This is a genomic window from Allobosea sp. GW821-FHT09G06, from assembly GCF_059416005.1.
Genome location: NZ_JBWKOI010000002.1, coordinates 999,900 through 1,026,781 on the forward strand (window position 1 = coordinate 999,900; position 26,882 = coordinate 1,026,781).

Annotated in this window: 27 protein-coding genes; 16 read left to right on the forward strand and 11 right to left on the reverse strand. The window is 66.6% G+C overall.

Going from position 1 to position 26,882, the window contains the following annotated elements; all coding sequences use genetic code 11:
- Positions 1-2: 2 nt before the first annotated feature.
- From AC07NY_RS14910 to AC07NY_RS14930, 5 genes are all read left to right on the forward strand, one after another.
- Positions 3-938, forward strand: a complete 936-nt coding sequence (locus tag AC07NY_RS14910; protein WP_494584472.1) for an N-carbamoyl-D-amino-acid hydrolase — start codon at positions 3-5, stop codon at positions 936-938.
- A 22-nt stretch (positions 939-960) separates the two neighbouring features.
- Entirely contained in the window at positions 961-2,124 is a 1,164-nt protein-coding gene (locus tag AC07NY_RS14915; protein WP_494584473.1) for an amidohydrolase/deacetylase family metallohydrolase, read from the forward strand.
- 163 nt (positions 2,125-2,287) lie between these two features.
- A complete protein-coding gene (locus AC07NY_RS14920) occupies positions 2,288-2,794 on the forward strand; it encodes a GNAT family N-acetyltransferase (protein ID WP_494584474.1) in 507 nt (168 codons plus the stop codon).
- Between the two features lie 51 nt (positions 2,795-2,845).
- Positions 2,846-3,304, forward strand: a complete 459-nt coding sequence (locus AC07NY_RS14925; RefSeq protein WP_494584475.1) for a RidA family protein — start codon at positions 2,846-2,848, stop codon at positions 3,302-3,304.
- Entirely contained in the window at positions 3,301-4,422 is a 1,122-nt protein-coding gene (locus AC07NY_RS14930) for an alanine racemase (protein WP_494584476.1), read from the forward strand. The genes AC07NY_RS14925 and AC07NY_RS14930 overlap by 4 nt, the downstream gene beginning before the upstream one ends.
- A 1-nt stretch (position 4,423) precedes the next feature.
- Here the strand turns inward: AC07NY_RS14930 and AC07NY_RS14935 are convergent, their stop codons facing one another.
- The 7 genes from AC07NY_RS14935 to AC07NY_RS14965 all read right to left on the reverse strand — a co-directional run bounded on the left by AC07NY_RS14935 (position 4,424) and on the right by AC07NY_RS14965 (position 11,620).
- On the reverse strand, positions 4,424-5,014 hold the full coding sequence (locus tag AC07NY_RS14935; protein WP_494584477.1) for a hypothetical protein: 591 nt from the start codon (positions 5,012-5,014) through the stop codon (positions 4,424-4,426).
- An 84-nt stretch (positions 5,015-5,098) separates the two neighbouring features.
- Positions 5,099-5,827, reverse strand: a complete 729-nt coding sequence (locus AC07NY_RS14940; protein ID WP_494584478.1) for a DUF1028 domain-containing protein — start codon at positions 5,825-5,827, stop codon at positions 5,099-5,101.
- Between the two features lie 12 nt (positions 5,828-5,839).
- Positions 5,840-7,639 carry a gamma-glutamyltransferase family protein gene (locus AC07NY_RS14945; RefSeq protein ID WP_494584479.1) on the reverse strand — a complete coding sequence of 600 codons (1,800 nt, stop codon included), beginning with the start codon at positions 7,637-7,639 and terminating at the stop codon, positions 5,840-5,842.
- Between the two features lie 124 nt (positions 7,640-7,763).
- Complete coding sequence (locus AC07NY_RS14950; protein ID WP_494584480.1) at positions 7,764-8,063, reverse strand: GIY-YIG nuclease family protein; 300 nt, start codon at positions 8,061-8,063, stop codon at positions 7,764-7,766.
- Between the two features lie 80 nt (positions 8,064-8,143).
- On the reverse strand, positions 8,144-9,025 hold the full coding sequence (locus AC07NY_RS14955; RefSeq protein WP_494584481.1) for an ABC transporter permease: 882 nt from the start codon (positions 9,023-9,025) through the stop codon (positions 8,144-8,146).
- The gene (locus tag AC07NY_RS14960) at positions 9,025-9,969 is read right to left on the reverse strand and encodes an ABC transporter permease (RefSeq protein ID WP_494584482.1); all 945 of its coding nucleotides are present in this window, start codon (positions 9,967-9,969) and stop codon (positions 9,025-9,027) included. Before AC07NY_RS14960 ends, AC07NY_RS14955 begins: the two co-directional genes overlap by 1 nt.
- 145 nt (positions 9,970-10,114) lie before the next feature.
- A complete protein-coding gene (locus tag AC07NY_RS14965; protein WP_494584483.1) occupies positions 10,115-11,620 on the reverse strand; it encodes an ABC transporter substrate-binding protein in 1,506 nt (501 codons plus the stop codon).
- Between the two features lie 286 nt (positions 11,621-11,906).
- On the opposite strand from AC07NY_RS14965, the gene otnK reads away from it, so the two are divergent.
- Genes otnK through AC07NY_RS14980 form a run of 3 tightly spaced genes read left to right on the forward strand, consistent with a single transcriptional unit; the run spans position 11,907 to position 16,130 of the window.
- Complete coding sequence (gene otnK / locus AC07NY_RS14970; protein WP_494584484.1) at positions 11,907-13,178, forward strand: 3-oxo-tetronate kinase; 1,272 nt, start codon at positions 11,907-11,909, stop codon at positions 13,176-13,178.
- Between the two features lie 58 nt (positions 13,179-13,236).
- Complete coding sequence (locus AC07NY_RS14975) at positions 13,237-14,571, forward strand: malonyl-CoA decarboxylase (RefSeq protein ID WP_492284094.1); 1,335 nt, start codon at positions 13,237-13,239, stop codon at positions 14,569-14,571.
- 29 nt (positions 14,572-14,600) lie between these two features.
- Complete coding sequence (locus tag AC07NY_RS14980; RefSeq protein ID WP_494584485.1) at positions 14,601-16,130, forward strand: malonate--CoA ligase; 1,530 nt, start codon at positions 14,601-14,603, stop codon at positions 16,128-16,130.
- A 128-nt stretch (positions 16,131-16,258) separates the two neighbouring features.
- Here the strand turns inward: AC07NY_RS14980 and AC07NY_RS14985 are convergent, their stop codons facing one another.
- Positions 16,259-17,023 (reverse strand): MBL fold metallo-hydrolase, encoded by a 765-nt coding sequence (locus AC07NY_RS14985; RefSeq protein WP_494584486.1) that lies wholly within the window; start codon positions 17,021-17,023, stop codon positions 16,259-16,261.
- A 98-nt stretch (positions 17,024-17,121) separates the two neighbouring features.
- Complete coding sequence (locus AC07NY_RS14990) at positions 17,122-17,715, reverse strand: NADPH-dependent FMN reductase (RefSeq protein ID WP_494584487.1); 594 nt, start codon at positions 17,713-17,715, stop codon at positions 17,122-17,124.
- Between the two features lie 77 nt (positions 17,716-17,792).
- On the opposite strand from AC07NY_RS14990, the gene soxR reads away from it, so the two are divergent.
- The gene (gene soxR, locus AC07NY_RS14995) at positions 17,793-18,248 is read left to right on the forward strand and encodes a redox-sensitive transcriptional activator SoxR (protein ID WP_492284090.1); all 456 of its coding nucleotides are present in this window, start codon (positions 17,793-17,795) and stop codon (positions 18,246-18,248) included.
- Positions 18,249-18,251: 3 nt separating this feature from the next.
- Here soxR and AC07NY_RS15000 read toward each other — a convergent pair whose 3' ends face one another.
- Complete coding sequence (locus AC07NY_RS15000) at positions 18,252-19,052, reverse strand: creatininase family protein (protein ID WP_494584488.1); 801 nt, start codon at positions 19,050-19,052, stop codon at positions 18,252-18,254.
- A gap of 148 nt (positions 19,053-19,200) precedes the next feature.
- Between AC07NY_RS15000 and AC07NY_RS15005 the strand changes: the two genes are divergently transcribed.
- From AC07NY_RS15005 to AC07NY_RS15015, 3 genes are read left to right on the forward strand one after another with little or no spacing between them, the layout of a single operon-like run.
- Positions 19,201-20,232: an ABC transporter substrate-binding protein gene (locus tag AC07NY_RS15005; RefSeq protein WP_494584489.1), complete on the forward strand. Its 1,032-nt coding sequence runs from the start codon at positions 19,201-19,203 to the stop codon at positions 20,230-20,232.
- Positions 20,233-20,267: 35 nt separating this feature from the next.
- Positions 20,268-21,074, forward strand: a complete 807-nt coding sequence (locus AC07NY_RS15010) for an ABC transporter ATP-binding protein (RefSeq protein ID WP_494584490.1) — start codon at positions 20,268-20,270, stop codon at positions 21,072-21,074.
- A gap of 59 nt (positions 21,075-21,133) precedes the next feature.
- Positions 21,134-21,946 (forward strand): ABC transporter permease, encoded by an 813-nt coding sequence (locus tag AC07NY_RS15015; RefSeq protein ID WP_494584687.1) that lies wholly within the window; start codon positions 21,134-21,136, stop codon positions 21,944-21,946.
- 16 nt (positions 21,947-21,962) lie between these two features.
- Here AC07NY_RS15015 and AC07NY_RS15020 read toward each other — a convergent pair whose 3' ends face one another.
- Positions 21,963-22,808 carry a hypothetical protein gene (locus AC07NY_RS15020; RefSeq protein ID WP_492284086.1) on the reverse strand — a complete coding sequence of 282 codons (846 nt, stop codon included), beginning with the start codon at positions 22,806-22,808 and terminating at the stop codon, positions 21,963-21,965.
- A gap of 311 nt (positions 22,809-23,119) precedes the next feature.
- Here AC07NY_RS15020 and AC07NY_RS15025 point away from each other — a divergent pair, with 311 nt between their 5' ends.
- The 4 genes from AC07NY_RS15025 to AC07NY_RS15040 are packed head-to-tail and all read left to right on the forward strand — an operon-like array spanning position 23,120 to position 26,854.
- Positions 23,120-24,262 (forward strand): MlaE family lipid ABC transporter permease subunit, encoded by a 1,143-nt coding sequence (locus AC07NY_RS15025; RefSeq protein ID WP_494584491.1) that lies wholly within the window; start codon positions 23,120-23,122, stop codon positions 24,260-24,262.
- Positions 24,263-24,264: 2 nt separating this feature from the next.
- The gene (locus AC07NY_RS15030) at positions 24,265-25,098 is read left to right on the forward strand and encodes an ABC transporter ATP-binding protein (protein WP_494584492.1); all 834 of its coding nucleotides are present in this window, start codon (positions 24,265-24,267) and stop codon (positions 25,096-25,098) included.
- Positions 25,099-25,101: 3 nt separating this feature from the next.
- Positions 25,102-26,244: an MlaD family protein gene (locus AC07NY_RS15035; protein WP_494584493.1), complete on the forward strand. Its 1,143-nt coding sequence runs from the start codon at positions 25,102-25,104 to the stop codon at positions 26,242-26,244.
- A gap of 4 nt (positions 26,245-26,248) precedes the next feature.
- On the forward strand, positions 26,249-26,854 hold the full coding sequence (locus AC07NY_RS15040) for an ABC-type transport auxiliary lipoprotein family protein (protein WP_492284082.1): 606 nt from the start codon (positions 26,249-26,251) through the stop codon (positions 26,852-26,854).
- Positions 26,855-26,882 lie beyond the last annotated feature (28 nt).

Below are 26,882 nucleotides of genomic sequence, written 5' to 3' on the forward strand. Positions count from 1 at the left end.
ACGTGACCCGCATCCTGACCGTCGCCGCTGCCCAGCTCGGCCCCATCCAGCGCGATGAGAGCCGGGCCTCCGCCGTCGCCCGCATGGTCGAATTGATGCGACAGGCCAAGAGCCACGGCGCCGATCTCGTCGTCTATCCGGAAGCCGCGCTCACCGCCTTCTTCCCGCATTGGTGGATCGACGACGAAGCCGAGATCGATAGCTGGTTCGAGGCGGCGATGCCCTCGAACGAGACCGCGCCGCTCTTCGAGGAGAGCAAGCGCCTCGGCGTCGGCTTCCATCTCGGTTATTGCGAGCTCGCCTTCGAACAGGGCCGCAAGCGCCGCTTCAACACCGCGATCCTCGTCGACAAGTCGGGCGCGATCGTCGGCAAGTACCGCAAGATCCATCTTCCGGGCCATCCCGAGCATCGCCCGGCCGCGCCTTTCCAGAACCTAGAGAAGCGCTATTTCGAGACCGGTGAGCTCGGCTGGCCGGTCTGGCGGACGATGGATGCCAATATCGGCATGATGATCTGCAACGACCGCCGTTGGCCCGAGAGCTATCGCTCCATGGGCCTGCAGGATGTCGAGTTGATCGTGCTCGGCTACAACACGCCCAAGCACAACCCGCCGGCCCCGGACCATGACCGGCTCGGCAATTTCCACAACCAGCTCGTGATGCAGGCCGGTGCCTATCAGAACGCCACCTGGGTCGTCGGCGTCGCCAAGGCGGGGCTCGAGGCCGGTGTCGACCAGATCGGCGGCTCCTGCATCATCGCCCCCACCGGCGAGGTCGTGGCGCAGGCCGTGACGGAGGGCGACGAACTCGTCGTCGCCCGTTGCGACATGGACCTCGGAAAGAGCTATAAGGCCTCCACCTTCAACTTCGCCAGGCATCGCGAGCCTCAGGCCTACGGCCTGATCGTCGAGCGCAAGGGCGCCGTCTCCCCGGTTTGATCAGCCTCCAAAGGACAAAAAAGTGACCCACGATCTCATCCTGAAGGGTGGCCGCGTCATCGACCCCTCCCAGAAGCATGACGGCATCCTCGATGTCGCCTTCACGGACGGCAAGGTCTCCGGCTTCGGCAAGGACCTGAAGGGTGCCAAGGAGATCCGCGACGTTTCCGGCTACATCGTCTCGCCCGGCCTGATCGACCTGCACACCCATGTCTACTGGGGCGGCACCTCGCTCGGCATCGATGCCGACGAATTCTGCCGCGTCTCAGGCGTCACCACCTCGGTCGATACCGGCTCGGCCGGCCCCGGCAACTGGCCGGGCTTCCGCAAGCACGTCATCGAGCAGAGCCAGGCGCGCATCCTTGCCTATCTCCACGTCTCGCATGCCGGCATCTACGGCTTCGACCATCGCGTCATGGTCGGCGAGAGCGGCGACCTGCGCCTGATGAACCCGATCGACTGCGCCGAGGTTGCCGACAAGAACCGCGATTACATCGTCGGCATCAAGGTCCGCGTCGGCCTGCATGCCTCGGGCGAGCAGGGCACCGCGCCGCTCAATATCGCGCTGCAGGTCGCCAACGAGGTCGGCATGCCCCTGATGTGCCATATCGACCATCCGCCGCCGTCCTACGAAGAGGTCATCGGCATGCTGCGGCCGGGCGACGTGCTGACCCACGCTTTCCGCCCCTTCCCGAATGCGCCGGCGACCGCGCAGGGCACGGTGAAGCCGGAAGTGCTCGCTGCCCGCAAGCGCGGCGTCATCTTCGATATCGGCCACGGCAAGGGCTCGTTCTCCTTCAAGACCACGCGCGCCATGCTCGCCAACGGCTTCGAGCCGGACGTGATCTCGTCGGACGTGCACAAGCTCTGCATCGACGGTCCGGCCTATGACCAGGTCACAACCATGTCGAAGTTCCTCTGCATGGGCATGAGCCTGAACAACGTCATCGCCGCCTCGACCGTGAACGCCGCCATGGCGCTGAAGCGCCCGGAATACGGCTCGCTCAAGGTCGGCTCGCTCGGCGACGCGACGATCCTCACCGTCAAGGAAGGCAAGTTCGCCTACGAGGACGTGGTCGGCGAGATCCTGACCGGCGACCGCAAGATCGTCTCCGAGGGTGTCGTGCTCAAGGGCAAGTGGTGGCACCCGAAGCGGACCAGCAAGTTCCCGAAGGTCGCGGCCTGAATCGAGGGCTCAACCCTGTCATTCCGGGGCTTCGCGCAGCGAAGAACCCGGAACCCACGACTGGGTGAGCCCGATGGACTGGGGCGCCTCGAAGCGTGGTGCCCGGTCGTGGGTTCCGGGTTCGAGCCTTCGGCTCGCCCCGGAATGACAAAGGAAGAGCCAGTTGCGAAGCGCGTTCTGGCGCCGCATGGCGCCGGTCGACCTGCCGGCCGCGATGGAAATCGCGGCCGTCGTGCACCCGGACTACCCCGAGGACGAGGCGGTCTTCGCCGAGCGTCTGCGTCTGGCGCCCGAGGGTTGCCATGTGCTGGCGGCGGGAGACGGGGCGCTCCAGGGCTATCTCGTCAGCCATCCCTGGCCGGCGGGCACGGTCCCCGCCCTGAACTCCCTGCTCGGCGATATCCCAAGCGGCTCCGCGAACTGGTATCTGCACGACCTCGCCCTGCTGCCCTCCGGCCGTGGCAGCGGTGCGGCCGGGGCGATCGTCGCCGATATCGCCCGTCAGGCCGCCGAAAGCGGCTATACGAGCCTGGCGCTGGTCGCGGTCAACGATTCGACCGGCTTCTGGCGGCGGCAGGGTTTTCGCGAGGTGCATGACCCTGCGCTTGATCGCAAGCTTGCGAGCTATGACGATGCGGCCCGTTATATGCGCCGCGAACTGAACGACTGACAGGATAGGCCGGCACCAGAGATGCCGGCGGGATTTGAGGAGAGGAACGCCATGAGCGCCGAAGACAAGCTGAAGGAACTGGGGCTGACCCTGCCGGACGTGCCGACGCCGGTCGCGACCTATGTCAGCTTCAAGCAGGTCGGCGACATGGTCTATCTCTCGGGCCAGGGCCCGAAGCGAGCCGACGGCACCTATCCGACCGGCAAGGTCGGCGCCGATGTCACGATCGAGCAGGCCTATGAGCACGCCAGGCAGACCGGTCTCGGCTTGCTTGCCGCGATGAAGAAAGCGGTCGGCTCGCTCGACAAGGTCGAGGTCGTCAAGCTGCTCGGCATGGTCAACGCCGCCCCCGATTTCTCCGATCATCCCAAGGTCATCAACGGCTGCTCGGACCTGTTCGTCGCCGTGCTCGGCGACCGTGGCCGCCACGCCCGCTCGGCCGTCGGCATGGGCTCGCTTCCCAACCGCATGACCGTCGAGATCGAAGTCATCATCAAGGTGCATCCATGAGCGTGACCGCGACCACCTCCAAATCCGTCGATCAGCCGGCCGCGACCCCGCTCGCCGCCGAGATCGCCCGCGTCTACGGCACGCCCGCCGTGGTGATCGATCTCGACAAGGTCGATGCCAATATCGCGCGCCTCCAGGCCGTCTGCGATGCGGCCGGCGTCGCCAACCGCCCGCATATCAAGACGCATAAATCGCCGGTTCTGGCACGGCTCCAGGTCGAGGCCGGCGCGCGCGGCATCACCTGCCAGAAGCTCGGCGAGGCCGAGGTCATGGCGGATGGCGGCATCGACGACATCATGATCAGCTACAACATCCTCGGCGAGGAGAAGCTCGGCCGCCTCGGCGCCCTCCAGCGCCGCGTCCGGATGATCGTCGCCGCCGACAACCCGGTCACCATCTCCGGCCTGCCGCGTGCGGGCGAGATCGCCGGCCGCGATCTCGAAGTCGTCATCGAATGCGATACCGGCCGCAAGCGCGCCGGCGTCGAGACACCCGGTGAAGCGGTCGAGCTGGCCAAGATGGTCGCGGCATCGCCGGGGCTGCGCTTCGCCGGCTTCCTGATGTACCCGCCGGAGGATGGCTGGGAGCGCACGCAGGTCTTCCTCGACACGGCCAATGCCGGCCTGCGCGATGCCGGCCTCAAGGCCGACATCATCTCGACCGGCGGCTCGCCCAACATCCCCAACATGGGCAAGCTCAAGGGCGCGACGGAGCATCGCTCGGGCACCTCGATCTTCAACGATCGCATGCAGATCGCGGCCGGCGTCGCGACGCTCGAGGATTGCGCGCTGACCGTCTACGCGACGGTGGTGAGCCGGGCCGGACCGGAGCGCGGCATCCTCGATTCAGGCTCGAAGACGCTGACCAGCGACAAGGGCAATCTCGACGGCCACGGCTACATTCTCGAGTATCCGGCAGCGCGGATCGCGCAATTCGCCGAGGAGCATGGCTTCCTCGACCTCTCCGCCTCGAACAAGCGCCCGCTCGTCGGCGAGGTCGTACGCGTGGTGCCGAACCATGTCTGCGTCGTCGTCAACATGGTCGATCGCCTGATCACCGTGCGCGGCGACAAGCTGATCGGGGAATTGCCGGTCGCGGCGCGCGGCCGCCTGACCTGAGCTAGTTCTGCAGGATCTTCGATCCCTTGATCGTGACATTGCCGGACGCCTTGGCTTCGAGGCGTCCGGAGGCGCTGAGCGTGATATCGCGCCCTTGCAGCTGGACGCTGCCGTCCTTCTTCATGTTCAGCCTGGCATCGCCGCTCTTCAGTGAGGCTGCGTCGGCGCTTTCGATCGAAAGCGTCTTGCCGACGCTGACGGCCATGCCCGCTCCGACGCTCATCGCCATCTCCTTGCCGGCCGTGATGGCGAAGTTCTGCCCGCTGTCGATATCGCAGCCCACCGCTGCGCTGACGTTGAAGCTGCGCGTTTCGAACGAGGCTTCATGGCCGCTGCTGACGCGCAGCCGGTTGCCGATCACCATCGTTGCATTGGCGCCCGCGGTCACGGCGAGGTTGCCGCCCGAGGTTAGCGTCATTGCGCTGCCGGCCGTCAGCGCGATGCCCATCCCGCAAGTGATCGTCAGCGAGCCCGGCGCGTTGATCACGACATTGCCGCCGCGATCCGCTGAGATCGCCTGAAGCAGGGCTGCGACCTGCGCTTCCAGCGTGGCGATACGCTTCTGGAGGGCTTCGGTGCTCGGGTCGGCCATCGCATTCCCCTTCTCGTCGGCATGATGGGGTGACGAAGCGTCAGCCTATCATGCGCCTGAGGTGGCGAGAATGCATTTGGCCGGTCAGCTCTCCGGGTGCCGGGCGTTCCAGGCGGCGGCGTATTCCGTGCAGAGCCGGTCGAGCTCGGCGCGGTCGGTGACGCCGGCCGGGCGCCCGCGCGAGGGCGAGGCCTGCTGGAACGGCACCGAGCGCTGATGCGCGACGCGCCAGAGCCGGCGCAGCTCCGCCAGCGGGTCGGCGTGGTCGTCGACGCGGATGTCGAGGCTGGGCACCGGCTCGCCGGCCCAGACGCGGATCGCAGCGGATTGCTTGCCGCGCTTGTCGCCGCCGGCCTTCTCGCCGGCCTCCAGAGCGACCAGCAGGCGCTCGTCGAAATCCAGCGCCGAGGCGGCGATGTAGGCCTTCAGGGTCTGCTGCACGACCTCGGGCCCGGCGAGCATGTTGCCGGCGACCGAGACTTGCGGCCCATCGACGGCGCCACACCAGTCGATGCAGGCCGCGCCCGTATGCGAGGCGGTCTTGCCGTCGCGGTCGATGACATGGAGCTGGCGATGGGCGCGGCCCTCGTCGGCTGCTGTCAGCGTCGCGATGATCTCAACCGCCGAGCGGCCCTCCTGCAGTAGCCTGAGGCCGTCGATCCCGTAGAGCGGATTGACGAAGGCCTGCGTCGCGATCGCGCCGATCCGCCCGCCGCCATAGGGCACGCGGGCGCCGACGGCGAAGGCGCAGGTCGAGACGGCGACGCCATAGGCGCCGGTCGCGGCGTCGCGGGCGACGATGGACCAGGTCATGCGGTCAGTTCCTCAACGGCCGGCGGCATAGGCCTGCATCAGACGCGGCGTCGCGGCGGCGCGCAAGAGGCCGTCATCGCCGCGTTCTGCCGCAGTCAGGCGCCCGACCGTCCAGGCCGGGGCCTTCTCGACGGCATGCCCGCGGCGCTCCAGCTCGGCGAGTGCGGCGGCGCCGATGCTCTCCTCGATCATCATGTGGCCCGGCCGCGACGAGCGCGGATAGAACGAGGACGGGAAGTGCTGCGTGTGGAACAGCGGCAGGTCGATCGCCTCCTGCAGGTTGAGGCCGTGATGGACGCGGCGCAGGAACAGGCCGAGCTGCCACTGCTCCTGCTGGTCGCCGCCCGGCGTGCCGAAGGCGAGGCGGGGCTTGCCGTGCTCGAAGGCGATCGAGGGCGTCAGCGTCGTGCGCGGGCGCTTGCCGGGCGCGAGCGAGGAGGGCAGGCCTTCTTCCAGCCAGAACATCTGGGCGCGGGAATTCAGCGGGAAGCCGAGCTCCGGGATGACCGGCGAGGATTGCAGCCAGCCGCCCGAGGGCGTCGCCGCGATCATGTTGCCCCATTTGTCGATGACGTCGATATGGACGGTGTCGCCCTTGCGGCCGGCCGCGACCATCGAGGCCATGGTCGGCTCGCCGACGCTGGCGCCGCCCTGGGTCGGCTGGGCGATGGCGCCGAGCGCCTTCATCGCATGCGCGACCTGCGCCTCGTAGCCCGAGACGACGCCCGGCCGCAGCTCCAGCGAGGCGCGCTCACCGATCAGGCCGCGCCGTCCGGCTGCATAATCCTCGGAGAGCAGCGTCGCCAGCGGCACCTTCACGAAATCCGGGTCGCCGTAATAGGCCTCGCGATCGGCGAAGGCGAGCTTCATCGCCTCGACGACATGGTGGACGAATTCGGGACTGGCCGGGCCCATCCCGGCGAGATCGACGCCTTCGAGGATCTTAAGCGTCTGCAGGAAGGCCGGACCCTGGCCCCACGGGCCGATCTTGAAGACCTCCCAGTCGTGATAGGTCACGGAGGTCGGCGTCTCATAGGTCGGCTTGTAATTCGCCATGTCCTGCGCGGTCAGCAGGCCCTTGTTGCGGCGGCCGGAGGAATCCATCACCTCCTGCGTGCGGCAGAAGCGGTCCATCGCCTCGGCGACGAAGCCCTTGTACCAGGCGTCATAGGCGCCCTGGATCTGCTCCTGCCGGTCGCTGCCCTTGGCTTCAGCCTCGGCGAGGATGCGCTTGTAGGTCTCGGCCGCGGCCTTGTTGGCGAAGAGCTTGCGCGCCTCCGGCACGTTGCCGCCGGGCAGGTAGACGGCGCCGGAGGTCGACCACTCGTTGCTGAAGAGGTCGGTCAGCTCCCGGATCGAATCCGAGACGCGCGGCAGCATCGGGTGGCCGTTCTCGAAATAGCCGATCGCGGGTTCGAGAACGTCGCGCAGCTTGAGCCGGCCATGGTCGCGCAGCAGCGTCATCCAGCCGCCGAAGGCGCCGGGGATGACGGTCGCGAGCAGGCCGGAGCCGGGGATCAGGTCGAGGCCGAGCGCCTTGTAGGCGGCGATGGTCGCGGCCTGCGGGGCGGGCCCCTGCGCGCAGAGCGTCTCGACCTTCCCGGTCTCGGCCGAATAGAACACGGCTGGCATGTCGCCGGCCGGGCCGACGAGATGCGGCTCCACCACCTGCAGCACGAAGGCGGCGGCGGCGCAGGCGTCGAAGGCGTTGCCGCCCTTTTCCAGCATCGCCATGCCCGAGGCGGTGGCGAGCCAGTGGGTCGAGGTCACGACACCGAAGGTGCCGAGGATTTCGGGGCGGGTCGTGAACATGGGCGTATCCAGTCAAACAGGAAGAAGGGGATTGGATCTCGGCTCAGCCCTCATCCTGAGGAGCCGCGCAGCGGCGTCTCGAAGGATGTTCCGGAAGGCTGGGAAACGCGCGGCAAAGGAAAGCTCATCGCTGGCGCCTCGCAAGTTCGAGCAATTCGTCCCAGCGACCATCGATCATGGCTTGCTTCTTCCGTCGGGACCAACCCTTGACGCGCCGCTCCATGGCGATTGCGTCGAGGACACTGGGAAAATGCTCTGCGAATACGAGGCTAACCGGCCTGCGGGTGAAAGTGTAGCTGTCGGAATGAAGTCCTGCATTGTGCTGGCCGACGCGTGTTGCCACGTCCGCTCGTGTCGTGCCGGTGTAGAAACTGCCGTCGCTGCATTTCACGATGTAGAGCCAGCACCCGTCATGGTCTCGCACAGGGCGCCTCCTGGAGCATCCTTCGAGACGCCGCTGCGCGGCTCCTCAGGATGAGGGCTGAGGGTGGCAGAGATCATCTTCTAGTTTTCTTTCGGGTCGAGCGCGTCGCGCAGGCCGTCGCCGAGCAGGTTGAAGCCGAGCACGGCGAGGAAGATGCAGACACCCGGTGCCACCGACATCCACGGCGCCTGCTCCATGAAGTTCTTGGCGACGTTGAGCATCTGTCCCCAGGAGGGCGCCGGCGGCTGCTGGCCAAGGCCGAGGAAGGAGAGGGCGGCTTCCAGAATGATCGCCTGCGCCATGAACAATGTCGACTGCACCACGATGGGGGACAGGGTGTTGGGCAGGACATGGCGGAACATCAGCCGAAGATCGCGCGCGCCGACCGCCCGCGCGCCCTCGACGAAATCCTCCGCCTTGACGTTCATCACCTGTCCGCGGATCAGCCGGATGAAGATCGGCACGGCTGACAAGCCGATCGCGATCATTGCGTTGGTCAGCGACGGGCCGAGCACGGCGGCAAAGGCGATGGCGAGGATCAGGAAGGGGCAGGCGAGGAGAGCCTCGGTGACGCGCGAGATCACGATGTCGATCCAGCCGCCATACCAGCCGGCGAGCAGGCCGAAGGGCAGGCCGATCGCGACCGCGATCAGCACCGAGACGATGCCGGCGAGCAGCGAGGCCTGCGCCCCGAAGAAGAGCCGCGTGACCTGATCGCGGCCGAGCTCGTCCGTGCCGAACCAGTAGAGTTCCGACGGCGGCTTGCGGATGGCGAGGAAGTTCGACTTGAACGGATCGGCCAATGGCAACACCGGCGCGAGCACAGCCATCAGCACGAAGATCAGGACGAGCCCGCCGCCGAGCAGCGCGGACTTGTTGCGGACGAGGCGCGCCAGAACGCCGGGCCGGCCTTTGGAGCCGGCCGATGCGCCGGCGGAGGCGATGGAATCGAGCGATGCCATCAGCCGGTCCTCAGGCGCGGGTTGACGAGGATGTAGAGGATGTCGGCGATCAGGTTCATCAGGATGAAGCCGATGGCGGTGCACAGCACCACGCCCTGCACCACGCCGTAGTCGCGGTTGAACACGGCATCGACGATCAGCTTGCCGAAACCGGGGATGGTGAAGACCTGCTCGGTCAGCACGGCACCCGCGAGCAATTCGCCGAAGAGCAGCGTGGTCAGCGTGATGATCGGCACCAGCGCGTTGCGCAGCGCATGGCGGTGCACGACCGTATCCTCGTCGAGCCCCTTGGCGCGGGCAGTGCGGACATAGTCCGAGCGCAGCACCTCCAGCATCGCCGAGCGGGTATGGCGCATCAGGAAGGCGGCAAGACCGTTGCCGAGCACGAAGGCCGGCATGATCAGGCGTTTGATCGCCTCCCAGGGTTGCTCGAAAATCGATTCATAGCCCGATGCCGGCAGCCATTTCAGGTGAACCGAGACCAGCAGGATCAGCATGATCCCGAACCAGAAATTCGGGATCGACAGTCCCGACAGGGCGGCCGCGCTGGCGGAATAATCGACGATCGTGCCCTTGTGCCGCGCCGCCAGGATGCCGATCGGGATGCCGATCGCGACCGCGACGAGGATCGAGGCGGTGGCGAGCTGGATCGTCACCGGCAGCTTCTGCAGGATGAGCCCGAGCACCGGCTCGCCGGTGCGCAGCGAGCGGCCGAAATCGCCCTGTACGACCTGCCCGAGCCAGGCGAAGAACTGGACGAAGATCGGATCGTCCATCCGGTAGATCTCGCGCAGCCGCGCGATCACCTCGGGGTCGCGTTCCTCGCCTGCTATGACGAGGAAGGGATCGCCCGGCAGCGCGCGCTGCAGGGCGAAGACGAAGAGCGATACCAGAAAGAGCGTCGGTATCGCGATCAGGAAGCGGCGGAGGATCAGGGTGAACATGGTGCGCTCGAACCTGCTCCGTCATCCCGGATGCAGCGAAGCGGAACTCCGGGATCCATCGTAGAGAACTGCGCTCTACGATGGATCCCGGGTCGACCTTCGGCCGCCCGGGATGACGGCGCGGTTGTGAAGCTGAAAGCTCCCCTCACGAGCGCTTCATTCCCGCCAGCCGGATGATTCCGTCGGGATTGATCGCGAAGCCCTGCAGATTGGAGCGCATCGCGAAGAACACCGTCTGGTTATAGAGATAGACGATCGGCAGCTCGTCCTGCAGGATCTTCTGCGCGGCGTCGTAGCGCTTCTTGCGTTCGGCCGGCTCGTAGATCGTGCGGGCTTCGTCGAGCAGCTTGTCGACCTCCGCATTGGCGTATTTGCCGTCGTTCTGGTTGCCCTTCGAATGGGCGAAGGGGTGGATGTTGCCGTCCGGATCGATGCGGCCGGACCAGCCGACCCGGCTCATCTGGAACTTGCCCTGCTGCTGGTCGCGCAACTGGCTGGCGAACTCGGTCGAGCGGATCTGGATGTCGATGCCGGCTTCCTGCGCCATCGCCTGGATCACCTGCCCGAGCTGGGCGTCGACCGGGTTGTTGGTGACGAATAGCTCGACCGAGACCTTGGACTGCCCGGCTTCCTTGAGCAGCGCCTTCGCCTTGGCGAGGTCGCGGGCCGGCACCGGCAGGTCGGCGCTGACGAAGAAGTTGCCGGGGTTGAAGGGCTGGTTCGACGGCGCATAGAGCCCTTCGAACACGACCTGGCTCAGCACCTTGCGGTCGATCGACAGCGAGAGCGCCTGACGCACGCGCTTGTCCTTGCCCATCGGCTGGTTGGCGGCTTCGCCGTGGTTGGTGTTGATGGTGATGCCCTGGTAGCCGAGATTGGCGATGCTCTCGATCTTGAGAGACTTGTCCGATTGGGCCGATTTCACGTCGGTCGGCGCCAGTCGCTCCAGCATGTCGAGCTCGCCGGAGCGCAGGTTGGCGAGGCGGACCGTCGTATCGGGGATCGAGCGATAGAGCACGCGGTCGAAATTGTACTTGTCGGCCTCCCAGTGCTCCTTGAATTTTTCGAGCACGATCCGGTCGTTCTGCACGCGCTCGACGAACTTGTAGGGGCCGGAGCAGACCGGTTTCGCCCCGACGTCGCCCGACAGGATCTTGGGCGAGAGCATCATGCCGGCGCGGTCGGTGAGCTGCGAAAGCAACGTGGCGTCCGGGCGCTTCAGCTTGATCACCAGGGTAGTGGCGTCAGGCGCTTCGATGGTGTCGACCGAGGCGAGCTCGGCCTTGCGCAGCGAGTCGGGCAGGGTGCGGGCACGCTCCAGATTGGCCTTGGCGGCCTCGGCGTTGAAGGCCTCGCCGTCATGGAACTTCGCATCGCTGCGCAGCTTCATGGTCAGCGTCAGGCCATCAGCGGAGAAATTCCATTCCGTCGCCAGCCGCGGCACCAGCTTCAATTCCGGCGTGATGTCGACCAGCCGGTCGCACAGCCCCATGAAGACGATGCGGCCGACGAAGGTGCGCGCCTTGTGCGGGTCGAGCATGTCTGGGTCTTCCTGCAGGCCGATCCGCAGGGTGGACGGCGCCTGTGCCAGCGCCGGCACTATCGCGAGCGCAAATGCGGCGGCCGAGATCGCAACCTTCAACAGCTTCATGATTTCCCCTCGTTCCGGACGGTTTTCGGCGAACGTTCCCGGCGCGTCATGCGCGGATCGTCCTGCTCAATTCGTTCCTTGTGGCACTAATCTGACTCAGATCGCGCCCGCCGTCGATGATGCGCCGCATCAATTCGCAGGCAAGTTTGCCTGCCCCTTAGGCAGATATGACTTGGCCCGGAAACCGGGGTTCCATGTCCGGGGAGGACATGCACGATGCGGCGATGGCGGTCGCCTCGGCGGGCCGCAGCCTCTAGAACGACGCTCGACAAGGGCGTGAGGGAGAATGAGCATGCTGCTGGGCGTGATCGCCGACGACATGACGGGCGCGACGGATGTCGCGCTGATGCTGAACCGGGCGGGCATGCGCACCGTTCAGGTGATCGGTGTCCCGCCGGCCGGCTCCGCCCTGCCGGAGGCCGATGCCGTCGTCGTCGCGCTGAAGTCGCGGACCAATCCGGTGGCCGAGGCCGTCGCGGATTCGCTCGCCGCCTGCGAGGCGTTGCTGAAGGGCGGCGCGCGCCAGATCCTGTTCAAATACTGCTCGACCTTCGATTCGACCGCCGAGGGTAATATCGGGCCGGTGGCGAATGCGCTGGCCGGGCGCCTCGGCGCGAAGCTCGCCATCGTCTGCCCGGCTTTCCCGGCCAATGGCCGCTCGATCTATCAGGGCTATCTCTTCGTCGGCGCCGTGCCGTTGCATGAGAGCTCGATGAAGGATCACCCGCTGACGCCGATGCGGGATTCCAGCCTGATGCGGTTGATGTCGGCGCAGGCGAAGACCGAAACCGGCCTCGTCGATTACGCGACGGTCCTCGCCGGCCCGGCCGCCGTGAAGGCGCGCCTCGCCAAGCTTCAGGCAGACGGTATCCGCTATGCCGTCACCGACGCGCTGACCAATGAGGACCTGATGACGCTCGGCCATGCCGTGTCCGAGCATGTCCTGCTGACCGGCGGCTCCGGCATTGCCATGGGCCTGCCCCAGAATTTCCGACGCGCCGGCCTGCTACCTGAGCGTCCCGGTCCGCAGGACTTGCAGGCGCCGGCTGGCCGCGCCGGCATCATCTCCGGCAGCTGCTCGACCGCGACGCGTGGCCAGATCAAGGCGGCGCTGGAAGCGGGCTTTCCCGCGCTCAAGGTCGATCCCTTCGCGCTGGCCGATGGCAGGCAGGACGCCGCCGGCCTCGCCGCCTGGGCGCTGGCGCAGCCCGCCGACAAGCCGTTCCTCCTCTATTCCAGCGACGATCCGGCCGAGGTCGCGGCCGTGCAGGACAAGCTCGGCCGCGACAAGGCCGGCAGCATCGTCGAGCATGCCTTCGCCGAGGTCGCGCGCCGGCTTTCCGAGGGCGGCGTGACGCGGCTTCTCGTCGCGGGCGGCGAGACATCGGGCGCGACCGTGCTGGGCTTGGGCATCCGCACGCTGGAAATCGGCCCGGAAATCGACCCCGGCGTGCCCTGGACTCGCGTCGTGGACGGGCCAGAAATGGTCGTCGCGCTGAAATCCGGCAATTTCGGCACGCCGGATTTCTTCCTGAAGGCCTGGAGCCTGCTGCGCTGATGCCCGATTTGCCTGCGCTGAATCTCGTATAGGATCAGCCTGCGAACTGGGAGCCGGCATGGACATGGCATTTCTGGGCGAACTTCTGACCAACGTAGCGGATCGTGGCCGCGCGCTTATCGGCTTCGAGCGTTTTCTCGGCAGCCGCTCGCGCCCGATCGACAAGCTCTGCGAGGATCTGCTCTCCGGCCGCGGCGAGGCCTCGGGCATGGCGCTGGCGCAGGCCGTGCTGGAAGCCTGGCAGGGCCTCGACAAGCCCGGCCGGCTCGCCTTCTTCAATATGCTGCAGGAGCGCTTCGGCCCCGATCACGACCGGCTCGACCAGGCGATCGAGGCCTATCGTGCTAAGCCGGATGCCGCGACCGTCTCCGCGCTCCATCTCGCGGCCGAGCCGCGCCGGCAGGAATTGCTGCGTCGTCTCAACCTTGCGCCCGAGGGCACGCATGTTCTGGTGCGGATGCGCGAGGCGCTGTTCGAGGCGATGGCGGCGGAGCCTGGGCTGAAGGGCATCGACGATGATTTCCGCCATCTCTTCGGCTCCTGGTTCAACCGCGGCTTCCTCGTTCTGCGCCGGATCGACTGGCGCACGCCGGCCAATGTGCTGGAGAAGATCATCCGCTACGAGGCGGTGCACGAGATCCAAGGCTGGGACGATCTGAGGCGCCGGCTGGAGCCGGCGGACCGGCGCTGCTTCGCCTTCTTCCATCCGCAGCTCGTCGATGACCCCCTGATCTTCGTCGAGGTCGCGCTGACCGGCGACATTCCGCGCAGCATCGGCGAGGTGCTGGAGCCGGAGCGCACGATCCTGCCGGCGCAGCAGGCGACGACGGCGGTGTTCTATTCGATCTCGAACTGCCAGGAGGGCCTGCGCGGCATCTCCTTCGGCAATTTCCTGATCAAGCAGGTGGCCGAGGACCTGAAGCGCGAATTGCCGGGGCTCGATACCTTCGTCACGCTCTCGCCGGTGCCGGGCTTCGCCCGCTGGCTGGCCGGCATCGCCGACGAGCCCGGTGATCTCACCCTCACCAATGAGGAGCGCGCTGAACTCGCCCGCCCGGCCGGCGAGACGATCTCGCTCGACGACGCGACGAAGGCGCGCCGCGACAAGCTGCTCGGCCAGATGACGGCGCAGTACATGCTGCGGGCACGCACGGCGTCGGGCCGCGTCATCGATCCGGTCGCACGCTTCCACCTCGGCAACGGCGCGCGGCTGGAGCGGATCAATGTCGGCGGCAATCTCTCGGCGCGAGGCCTGCGCGAGTCGCATGGCGTGATGGTCAATTACCGTTACGACCTCGACGATATCGAGACCAACCACGAGGCCTTCGCCACCCGCAACACGGTGGTGGCCTCCTCCAGCGTGCGCAAGCTGCTGCGCCCTGCTACGAGCTGATACGGAAACGCCTGAAAGGACCCGAAATCATGGGCAATCACCTCTTCGACCTGATCCGCTCGCGCATGCCGGTGCCGGATGCGCCCTTTGCTCTGCTCGATGACGGCCGGCGTTTCTCCTATGGCGACATGGTCGCGGTTTCCGCCCGCTTTGCCGATGCGTTGGTCGGGCTCGGCGTGAAGCCGGGCGATCGTGTCGCGGTGCAGGTCGAGAAGAGCTTCGAGGCGCTGATGCTCTATCTCGGGACGGTGAGGGCGGGCGCGATCTTCCTGCCGCTCAACACCGCCTATACTCCAGCCGAGATCGAGTACTTCCTGGGCGATGCCGAGCCTGCGGTCTTCGTCTGCGATCCCGCCAAGGCTGAAGCGCTGCGCCCCTATGCCGAGAAGGCCGGCGCGAAGCTTGAGACGCTCGGCATCGGCGCCGGCAGCCTGCTCGACAAGGCCAATGCCGCCTCGGGCGATTTCGCCGACGTCGCGCGCGGGCCGGACGATCTCGCTGCGATCCTCTACACCTCCGGCACGACCGGCCGCTCCAAGGGCGCGATGCTGAGCCACGACAACCTATCGTCCAACGCGCTGGCGCTCGTCGACTACTGGCGCTTCGGCAAGGGCGACGTGCTGCTGCACGCCCTGCCGATCTTCCACACACACGGCCTTTTCGTCGCGACGAACGTCATCCTCTTGTCCGGCGCCTCGATGATCCTGCTGCCCAAGTTCGACCCGGAGCAGGTGTTCAAATACCTGCCGCAGGCGACCAGCATGATGGGCGTGCCGACCTTTTACGTCAGGCTTTTGCAGGATGCCCGTCTGACCAAGGAAGCGACGAAGCATATGCGCCTCTTCGTCTCCGGCTCGGCGCCGCTGCTGGCCGAGACGCATCGAGAATGGCGCGACCGCAGCGGCCACGCCATTCTCGAGCGCTACGGCATGACCGAGACCAACATGAACACCTCGAACCCCTATGAGGGCGATCGGGTCGCCGGCACGGTCGGCTTCCCGCTGCCGGGCGTCTCGGCCCGTGTCACCGATCCCGAGACCGGTACAGAAATCGCCCGCGACGAGATCGGCATGATCGAGGTCAAGGGCCCGAATGTCTTCAAGGGCTATTGGCGCAATCCCGAGAAGACGGCCGCCGAGTTCCGGCCGGACGGCTTCTTCATCACGGGCGATCTCGGCAAGATCGATCCCGCCGGCTACGTCCATATCGTCGGGCGCGGCAAGGACCTGATCATCACCGGCGGCTACAACGTCTATCCGAAGGAAGTCGAGACCGAGATCGACGAGATGCCGGGCGTGATCGAGAGCGCCGTCATCGGTTGTCCGCATCCCGATTTCGGCGAGGGCGTAACCGCCGTCGTGGTCTGCAAGCCCGGCGCCGAGATCACCGCGAAGGGCATCGCCGCCGCGCTGGAGCAGCGTCTCGCCAAGTTCAAGCAGCCCAAGCAGGTCTTCGTCGTCGCCGACTTGCCGCGCAACACCATGGGCAAGGTCCAGAAGAACCTGCTGCGCGAGCAGTACAAGGACATCTACGCCAAACAGCTGAAGGCGGGGGAGTAAACCTCCTTCACTGCGTCATTCTCGGGCGAGGCGGAGCCTCGACCCGAGAAACTCATGCAGGAAGAGGCGCCTTCTCTTTCCAGAGATGCTCGGGTCAAGCCCGAGCATGACGGCTAAGCTCAGACGGTTCACACCAGCGCGGGCACGCCGAGTTCGATCGTCTCGCCGTCAGTGGGGATGCGCAGGCGCCGCGTGTCGACGCCGCGCTCCTTCGCTGCCTTGCGGAGCGCTGTCCGGCTGACGGTCGCGTGGTCCAGCGCTTCCATATGCGTCGCGATCACCGTCGCCAGCGGGAAGGCCTCCGCGAGATCGAGCGTCTGTTCGTCATCCATCACGATCAGCGTGCTGTCCCACATCGCCCCGCAGGAATGCGTCACGATGACGTCCGGTCCCGTCGCCGTCGCGGCGTCGCGCAGCGGCGGGTAGAACACGCTGTCGCCGCACCAGTAGAGTGTCGGCTCACCCGGTGCCTCGAAGCTCAGGCCCATCACCCGCCCCATCGTCTCGACGACGGCGCCGGTGCCGTGCTGGGCCGGGTGCCGCTTCAGGATGATCTGGCCCAATCGGATGAAGCAGTCGATCGCGGTGATCGAGGAGAAGCCCGCCTGCGCGATCGCGGCCTCATCGCCGGGCTGGCAGATGATGGCTAAGTCCTTCGGCAGGCGCTCCTTGGCCACCTCGTCGAAATGATCGGCATGGAGATGCGAGACGATCACGGTATCGACGCCAGCGATAATGTCCTCGATCGGCTCGGGCAGCTCGACCATCGGGTTCTCCGAGCGCCCGGTGAAGGAGCGCCGGCTATGGCGCGGCCCGAAATCTGGGTCGATCAGGAAGGTCCTGCCGCCATAGGTGAGCTTCAGCGTCGCGTTGCGGAGAAGTTTGAGCTTCATATCCGTCGGCTCCTCGTCAGGGAGGGGCATTGTTCCGCATCCCGCCACGAAGAGACCAGTTCGGATTTGTGAAGCTCTTTCCACGTTCGCGTGACGTATCAGGCCGCGGCGAACTGGCCGTAGGGCACGCTCTCTCGCGCCTTGCGCAATGCGCTCGCCCACCAATGCAGCTGCGCCAGCATCGTCGCCATCGCCTGTTCCGCGCGGTCGGCATCGAGCAGGGCGCCCTCCGCGTCGAAGCGGCTCCAGACATCGGCGAAGGCTACGCCGTCGCGGATCGGCGCGGCATGCAGTTCCCCGAACACGAGGCGGAGCTGCTCGACGGCGCGCAGGCCGCCGGAGATGCCGCCATAGGAGACGAAGCCGACCGGCTTGCCGCGCCATTCCGGTCCGACCGCGTCGATCAGGAACTTCAGGATCGCGGGGTAGCCTCGATTGTACTCCGGCGTCACCACGACGAAGCCGTCGGCCCAGCCGATGATCTGCCGGAGTTCTTCGAGGGCAGGGTGCTTGCCGCTGACATGGCGCGGCGGCAGGTCGATCTCGCCGGGGTCGACGACCGCGAGGTCGAACGGGCCGTCGCCCGCGATCTGCGAGATCGCCCAGCCGGCGACCTTGTCGCAGAAGCGGCCTTCGCGGCTGCTGCCATAGATCAGGGCGAGCCTGATCCGCGTATCGACCTTCTGGTGCATGGAAACGCTCCGGTTTGCATCACGGGAGCAGGGCTTATAGAACCTCAAGTAAGGTTAAGGTCAAGAGGCGTATTCCGATGTCCCAGCAGGTGCGTTTGCCGGGCGAGCTCAGCGTCGGTGATGTCGCACGCCGCAGCGGGCTTGCCGTCTCGGCCCTGCATTTCTACGAGGCGGAAGGGCTGATCCGCAGCCATCGCACGGCGGGCAACCAGCGCCGCTATGCCCGCGAGGTTTTGCGCCGGGTCGCGATCATCAAGGTGGCGCAGCGTGCCGGTATTCCGCTGAAGACCATTCGCGAGGCCTTCAAGGCCCTGCCGCAGGAGCGCACGCCGACCGTCGCCGATTGGGCGCGGCTGTCATCCGCCTGGAAACAGGAGCTGGAACGCCGCATCGACCGGCTGACCCGGCTGCGCGACGATCTCAACGGCTGTATCGGCTGCGGCTGCCTGTCGGTGCGGGATTGCCCGCTGCACAATCCGCTCGACCGCCTGGCCGAGGAGGGGCCGGGGCCGCGCCTCCTCGATCCGGAGTGAGGCTCAGCCCGCCTTGTAGAGCGTATCGAGCGGCATCCGCGCGACATCGGCCATCAATTGGACGAAGCCCTGCGCCTGAAGCGCAGCCGTCGCCTTGCCCTTCGCAGCTGTCGCGAGGCTGGCATAGCCGGCCGCGCCGGCGCGGTTCACGTCCTGCGCCATCCAGGCAAAGGCATGCGGGCCGGTGGGGCGTATATGGGTGTAGCCTTCCTCGGCCATCGTCACGGTATGCGGCTTGAACAGCGCGGCCCGGCTCATGTCGACGAGGTCCGGCCGGAAATGCAGCATCAGCGAGGTCTCGACATCGCCGCCATGGATGCCATGGCGGATATCGAGTTCGCCATAGAGCCCCTCCGGCAGGCCGAAGGACATCCAGGCCGTGCAGACGGCGAGCATGCCGTGATCGACGCGCAGCTCCCGCGCCACGATCTTCATCGGGTCGACATTGCCGCCATGCGAGGTGATCAGCACGAGCTTGCGCAGGCCCGCCCGCTTCACGCTCTCGCCGATCTCGATCCAGGAGCGGATGGCGCTTTCCCAGCCGATCGTGACGGTGCCTGGCGAGTGCAGGTGCTCGTTCGACTTGCAGACGGCCTGCGTCGGCAGCACGAGCACGTCGAGATCATCAGGCACCAGCGGCATGGCCTCGGCCAGCATCCCGTTCATCACGGTGGTATCGACCGAGACCGGCAGATGCGGGCCGTGCTGCTCGATCGCAGCCAGGGGCAGCACCGCGACGGTGCGGTCAGGCGAAAGCGTGGCGAAGTCGGAGCTCTTCAGGTCGCCCCAGAAACGTGCGGTCATGATCAGGCCTGTCAGGAGCCGTTGCGATCGCCTTGTTTCTGTGCAGAAACCCGGCGGCACGGCGTTGCATTGTCCCGTCGTCCTATCGCATGGGATAAGGAGACGGGCCAGTGGCCGGGTCGGCCGCAGCGTGAGGGGAGATAGCGAGATGACGACGATGAAATATCGCGTGAACCGGCGCGCCGCGCTGGGGCTGATCGGCGGCTCCACCGCCTCCCTGCTGATCCCGATGCCGGGTGCGCGCGTCAATGCGCAGACGCTCGACAAGGTCAGCTACCAGACCAACTGGCGCGCCCAGACCGAGCATGGCGGCTTCTATCTGGCTGCGGCCAACGGCATCTACAAGAAATACGGCCTCGACGTGGAGATCCGCCCGGGCGGCCCGCAGCAGAACCCGACCCAGCTCCTGCTCGGCGGCCGCGTCGACATGATCATGGGCAACTCGCTGGAGGCGCTCAGCTTCGCGCATGAGAACCTGCCCTTCCTCTGCATCGCCTCGATCTTCCAGAAGGACCCGCAGGTCCTGATCTCGCATCCCGGCCAGGGCAACGACACGCTCGCCGACCTCAAGGGCAAGCCGATCCTGATCGCGGCGCAAGCCCGCGTCGGCTTCTGGCCCTTCCTGAAGCTCAAGTTCGGCTTCCAGGACGAGCAGATCCGTCCCTACACCTTCAACATGGCGCCGTTCCTGGCCGACAAGAAGCTGACGCAGCAGGGATTCCTCTCCTCCGAGCCCTTCGTCATCCGCAAGGCGGGCGTCGATCCGGTCGTGCATCTCCTCGCGGATGCCGGCTTCGAGAACTACAACACCACGATCACGATCTCCCGGAAGATGGTCCAGGAGAAGAAGGAGCTGGTACAGCGCTTCACCGATGCGACGCTCGAAGGCTGGGCCGAATACATGAAGGGCGGCGCCGGCAACGAGGCCGCCAATGCCCGGATCCTGAAGGACAATCCCGACATGGATCAGGAGAAGATCGACTACGCCCTCAAGGTGATGAACGAGCGCGGCATCGTCGTCTCCGGCGACGCCAAGACGCTCGGCATCGGCGCCATGACCGACGCGCGCTGGGCGAGCTTCTACAAGACGATGAGCGAGGCCGGCGTCGTTCCGGCCGGCGTCGACGTGAAGAAGGCCTACAGCCTCGACTTCGTCAACAAGGGCATCGGCAAGGGCTGAGCCGGACGAGCATTGCTGAAAAGATGACTGTGACGATGGACGAGACGAAGCCGCAATCCGCCGCGAGCACGCCGCTGGTGGCGGTCCGGCACGTCTCGAAGCGCTTCGCCAACGGCACGCTCGCCGTGCGCGATGTCGATCTGGAGCTGGGGGCAGGGCAGTTCATCAGCCTGCTCGGCCCGTCAGGCTGCGGGAAGTCGACGCTGCTGCGCATGATCGCCGGCCTCGGCGCGCCGAGTTCCGGCACGATCACCTGGCCGGGCGAGACCGGCGAGGCGCAGGGCAGCGCCGGCCATGGCGCCCGCGATCTCGGCTTCGTCTTCCAGGATCCGACGCTGATGCCCTGGGCCAATGCGCTCGCCAACGTCATGCTGCCGCTCAAGCTCAAGGGCGTGGCCAGAGCCGAGGCTGAGGCGCGCGCGGCCGAGATGCTGGCGCTGGTCGGGCTCAAGGGTTTCGAGAAATCCTATCCGCGCGAGCTCTCGGGCGGCATGAAGATGCGGGTCTCGATCGCCCGCGCGCTGGTGATGCGGCCCAAGATTCTGCTGATGGACGAGCCCTTCGCAGCGCTCGACGAGATCACCCGCCACCGCCTTAACGACGACCTGCTGTCCCTGTGGGGGCGCGAGCGCTTCACCGCGGTCTTCGTCACTCATTCGGTCTTCGAGTCCGTCTATCTCTCGCAGCGCATCGTGGTGATGGCGGCGCGTCCCGGCCGGGTCATGGCCGATCTCCAGGTCGATGCCGCCTATCCGCGCGACGAATTGTTCCGGACCTCCGGCGAATACGCCCATCTCTGCCGCGTCGCCTCCACCAAGCTCAAGGAGGCGATCGGCCAATGAGCGCGCCCGTCGAAACACTGAGCCCGGACGGCACCGACGCGCAGGCATTGCCCGTCGCGATGGCCGAGGCTCGTATTCTCGGCCTGCCCGCCAGCATCTGGCCGCGCATCCTCGCGCCGCTCGTGATCGGCGTTGCCGTGCTCGCGCTCTGGGAATTCGCCGTCCGCTGGAACGAGATCCCGCATTATGTGCTGCCCGGGCCGATCCTGGTCGGCCAGACGCTGGTCGCGGATTGGGGCACGCTCTCGGGCTCGCTCTGGGTCACGCTGAAGATCACCTTCATGGCCCTCGCCGCTGCCGTCGTCGTCGGCGTGACGCTCGCCGTGCTGTTCAGCCAGTCGAAATGGCTGGAGATGGCGCTTTTGCCCTATGCCGTCATCCTGCAGGTCACGCCGATCGTCGCCATCGCCCCGCTGATCATCATCTGGGCCAACGATATCGACCTCTCGCTGCTGATCTGCGCCTGGATCGTCGCCTTTTTCCCGATCCTCTCGAACACGATCCTCGGGCTGAACTCGGCCGACCACAACCTCGTCAACCTGTTCGAGCTCTACGGCGCCTCGCGTTGGCAGACGATGCGCTATCTCAAGCTGCCGGCGGCGCTGCCCTATTTCCTCGCCGGGCTGAAGATTTCAGGCGGTCTCGCGCTGATCGGCGCGGTCGTCGCCGAGTTCGTCGCCGGCACCGGCGGCAGCGCTTCGGGCCTCGCCTATCGCATTCTGGAAGCGGGCTATCAGCTCAAGATTCCGCGCGTCTTCGCGGCGCTGGTGATGATCTCGCTCTCCGGTATCGCGATCTTCCTGGCGACGAGCCTGATCTCGTACCTGCTGCTGCACCGCTGGCACGAAAGCGCGATCCGCCGCGAGAACTGAGCGGCTGGCCGAGCAGTTAGACGAAATAGGCGAGCTTGCGCTCGGCCGGCAGCGCGTCGATCTCGCGCATGGCGGTCTCGGACGGGCTCGTCGCCAAACGCAGGGCCTCCGGCATCGCGTCGTCGGAATCGCTGAAGACGATATCGTCGTCGAGCAGCGGTGCGGTGGCCAGGCGCGCTTCATCCGCAGGCCGGTCGATGCGCTCCATCGGGACGGGCTGGTGACCCTCCGTCGCGATCTCGAGATCGTCGTACTGGCGCGGCATCGAGGAGGGCGGTGGCACGGTCATCGCCGCCATCGACTCGAAGCTCACACTCGACTCGCGCGAAACCTCGCCGAAGGCCCGCAGGCTCGAATCCAGCATCGCGATGGTGTCGGCGATCTTGTCGATGCGCTGCACCACGCTGTCGACGACGCCGATCGCCGTCGAGATTTCGGCCGCGCGCCGGTCGAGCGCGTCGCAGGCTTCCTGATCTGCGCCGGTCTCGCGCAGGCCCCAGGCCGCTTCCTGGATACTCTCGGTCGCGGCGAGCACCGTGCCGGCCGCCTTCTCGATCTGGGCGGCGAGCCCCGACGAGCGGGCCTCGGCCTTGCCGCTGATGCGTTCGAGATCGGTGCGCAGGTCGCTGATCAGCGCGGCTGCCTCGATCAGGTTGGTTTCCCGGCTCGTCTCCTGCACGCCGAGGCCGACGACCCGCTCGATCCGCTGGATGGCGCCGAGCAGCTGCAGCGTGTCCGCCTGCCGGTTGCGCTTGGCATATTCGACCATGAACCAGCGGCCGCGCGCGGTTTCCATCACCGCGGCTTCGATCGCCTCGTAATCGGCCTGGCTCAGCGGTGTCAGCGAGCGCGCGTCGCCCATGACGAATCTGCCTTCGAAGGACCGGCCGAATCAGCAGGGCGGTCGTGACGTTATCTGTCGAGCCTGCCTTGCGATTTCTTAAGGAATTGCTGCTTTCGCCCCGAATTGGAACAGGTCGCCCGAGAAGGCGTGGTTCCCGGGCCTTTCGCGGCATTGGCGACACCGCGGAAAGCAATGGATGGCCCGCAGCTTGCCAAGCCGGCGCGGCACGGCAATACAGGGCGGGGGTGGAGGCTGAGGCGACCGGCAATGCGCGGTTGCGTCGAGCTGCAGGGCCGCTTCGGCCAGGGGAACAGGGACCTCACGGCGACATGGCGAGCCTCGATACCGCCGAACCGCAGGCGACCATCCGCGATGACGCGGGCGCGCTCGTGGTGGCGCTCTCGGGCTCATGGAGCGCCGACCGCGCGCCGCGCATCGAGGAAGTGGTCGGCGAGATCACCGAAAGCCTGACGACGGCGGGCGCCCGGATCGACCTCTCCGACGTGACGCGGCTCGATACGCTTGGCGCCTATGTCCTCAACCGCCTGAAGGCGCGGCAGGAGCGGGACGGCGTCGCGGTCGAACTCGTCAGCAGCAGGCCCGAGCACGGCCTCCTGCTGGCCGAGGTCCAGGTCCATGACGACGATCCCCCGAAGCCGCACCGGCATGTCGGCGTGGTCGACATCCTCGTCGATATCGGCGAGGGCGTCGTGCGCTTCGGCCGCGACATGGTCGGCGGCGCCATGTTCCTCGGCGAGGTCGTGGTCGGCTCGGCCAGCGTCCTGCTCGGCCCGCGCAAGTTCCGGGGCCCGTCGCTGGTCAACCAGATCGAGCTGATCGCCTTCAACGGCGCGCCGATCATCATGCTGATCTCGTTCCTCGTCGGCTGCATCGTCGCACAGCAGGGCATCTTCCAGCTCCAGCAGTTCGGCGCCTCCGCCTTCGTCGTGAACCTCACCGGCATCCTGATCCTGCGCGAACTCGCGGTGCTCCTGACCTCGATCATGATCGCCGGCCGCTCGGGCTCGGCCTTCACCGCCGAGATCGGCTCGATGAAGATGCGCGAGGAAATCGATGCGCTGCGCGTCATGGGCCTCGATCCGATCGAGGTTCTGGTCGTGCCGCGCATCCTCGCGCTGATCATCTCGCTGCCGATCCTGACCTTCATCTCGGCGATGGCGGGGCTGGTCGGGGCGGGATTGGTCTCCTGGCTCTATGGCGGCATCGGCGTCGACACCTTCCTCGCCCGCCTGCAATCGGTCATCACCTGGAAGCATTTCGCCGTCGGGCTGATCAAGGCGCCGTTCATGGCCTTCGTCATCGGTTTGATCGCCTCGATCGAGGGGCTCGCGGTCAAGGGTTCGGCGGAATCGCTCGGCCGGCAGGTCACGGCCTCGGTGGTGAAGGCGATCTTCATGGTCATCGTCGTCGATGGGCTCTTCGCCATGTTCTTCGCCTCGATCGAGTTCTGACGATGACGCGGCAGGACGCTCCCCATTCCCACCATCCGGCGCAGGCGCCCGGCGAACCCGAGGCGGTCATCCGCGTCCGCGATCTCAAGGTCGCCTTCGGCGACAAGGTGATCATGGACGGGCTCGATCTCGACGTGCTGCGCGGCGAGATCCTCGGCTTCGTCGGCGGCTCTGGCCAGGGCAAGTCGGTGCTGACGCGCACGATCCTCGGTCTTGTCCGCAAGCGGCGGGGCACGATCGAGGTCTTCGGCGAGGATGTCGACGATCTCAACCAGCAGCAGCGGCGGGTACTCGAGCGGCGCTTCGGCGTGATGTTCCAGCAGGGCGCGCTGTTCTCGGCCCTGACCGTGAAGCAGAATATCCAGGTGCCGATGCGGGAGTACCTCCAGCTCTCGCCGGATCTGCTCGACGAATTGGCGATGGTGAAGCTCGATCTCGTCGGCCTGCCGCGTGACGCCGCCGACAAGGCGCCTTCCGAACTGTCAGGCGGCATGATCAAGCGCGCGGCACTCGCCCGCGCGCTCGCGCTCGACCCGGAGATCGTCTTCCTGGACGAGCCGACATCGGGGCTGGACCCGATCGGCGCCGCCGAATTCGACGACCTGATCATGACCTTGAAGCAGACTCTGGGTCTGACCGTCTTCATGGTAACCCACGATCTCGACAGCCTGTATCATGCCTGTGACCGAATCGCCGCTCTGGCGGACAAGAAGGTGATCGCGGTTGGCCCGCTGGCGACGATGCTGGCGTCCGACCATCCATGGTTGAAGGCCTATTTCGGCGGAGAGCGCGCCATGGCCAGGCTGCCGGCGGGAGAGCAGGGACGAAGCGGCTAGGCCATGGAATCGCGCGCCAATTACGCACTCGTCGGTCTGTTCACGCTCGCGGTCCTCGCGGCGGCCTTCGGCTTTGTCTACTGGTTCAACAGCGGTGGGGCAGGAAGCAAGGAGAGCATCCGCGTCATCTTCACCGGCACCGTGACCGGGCTTGGACGCGGATCGAGCGTGCTGTTCAACGGCCTGCGCGTCGGCGAGGTCACCAGTATCGAGCTCCAGCCGGACGATCCGCGCCGCATCTACGCCGTGATCCAGGTCGCCAACACCACGCCGGTGCGCGACGACACGCGCGCGCGCATCGAGGCTCAAGGTTTGGCGGGCGTGGTCGCATTGCAGCTCATCGGCGGTGACCCCGCCGCCCCGATGCTGAGGGCCAAGCCGGGCGAGCCGATGCCAACGATCATCGCCGAGCGCTCCGAGCTGCAGGACATCATCGAGACCGTGCGCAACGTCGCGCAGAAGGCCGACGGGATGCTCACCTCGCTCGACGGGCTGATCAAGCAGAACACGGGGCCGATCAACAACACCGTCCGCAATGTCGAGAAATTCTCGCAGGCGCTCGGCAACAACGCCGATGGCGTCGACAAGCTGATGGCGAGCTTCGGCAGCATTGCCGAGACGATCCAGCCACTCTCGCAAAAGCTGCAGGCGCTCAGCGAGGAATTGACGGCCGTCGTCCGTTCGGTCGATCGCAACCGGATCGCCAGCATCGTCGACAATGTCGACAAGTTCACTGGGGCGCTTGGCGGCTCCAGCGCCGAAGTGGCCAAGGTGGTGAAGGACGCCGCCTCGATCTCGGCCAAGCTCGACAAGGCGGCCGATCAGATCGAGGGTGTGCTGACGGCAGCAAAGGGCTTCCTCGAATCCGGTTCCGGCCCCGATGGCCGCAGCGCCTTCCAGGAAGTCGCCGACGCCGCCAAGTCGATCCGGACGCTCGCTGACAATCTCGACAAGCGAACCGCCGAGATCACCGCCGGCATCAACCGCTTCACCGGGCCGGGGCTGCGCGATGTCGAATCGCTGGCGGCCGATGGCAAGCGTACGCTCACGGAACTGAACCGCACCTTGCGGAATTTCGAACGCAACCCGCAGCAGTTCATTTTCGGCGGCAGGCCGCCGCTTCCCCAGTACAACGGATCGCGCTAGCCCCATGACGACCGAGGTTCAGTTTCCTCCGGCCCGCCGGGCTCGCCGCTTCCTCCCCATTCTGGCCGTGGCCGCCGCCGCGCTCCTCGCCGGCTGCGGCGGCGGGGCGACGCCGACCACCTTCGATCTGTCGGCACCGGGCGGGCTCAGTAAGGTCGGTGGTTCGCGCGCCATCATGGTCGTGGCCGAGCCGACGGCGGTGCAGGCGCTCGATTCCGATCGCGTCATTGTCAGGGATTCGAGCGGCGCGCTGTCCTTCGTCGGCGGGGCGCAATGGGCGGACCGGGTGCCGGCTTTGGTGCAGGCCCGCCTGATCCAGACCTTCGAGAATGCCGGCCGGGTCGGCTCCGTCTCGGGGCCGGGGCAACGCATCTCCCCCGACGTCCAGCTCAACACCAATATCCGCAGCTTCAACATCGACGCTGCGACGGGCATGGCGGTGGTCGAGATCACCGCGCGGATCGTCGGCGACCGGACTGGACAGATCCAGCGGGCGCGGCTCTTCGCGGCGCGGGTGCCGGCCGGCGCGGTCGACGGGGCGGGCGCGACCCAGGCGCTCGACCGGGCGCTGTCGCAGGTGCTGGTCGAGATCGTGCGCTGGGCGCGCTGAGCGCGTCCCCTCGGCGATTTCCTTCCGC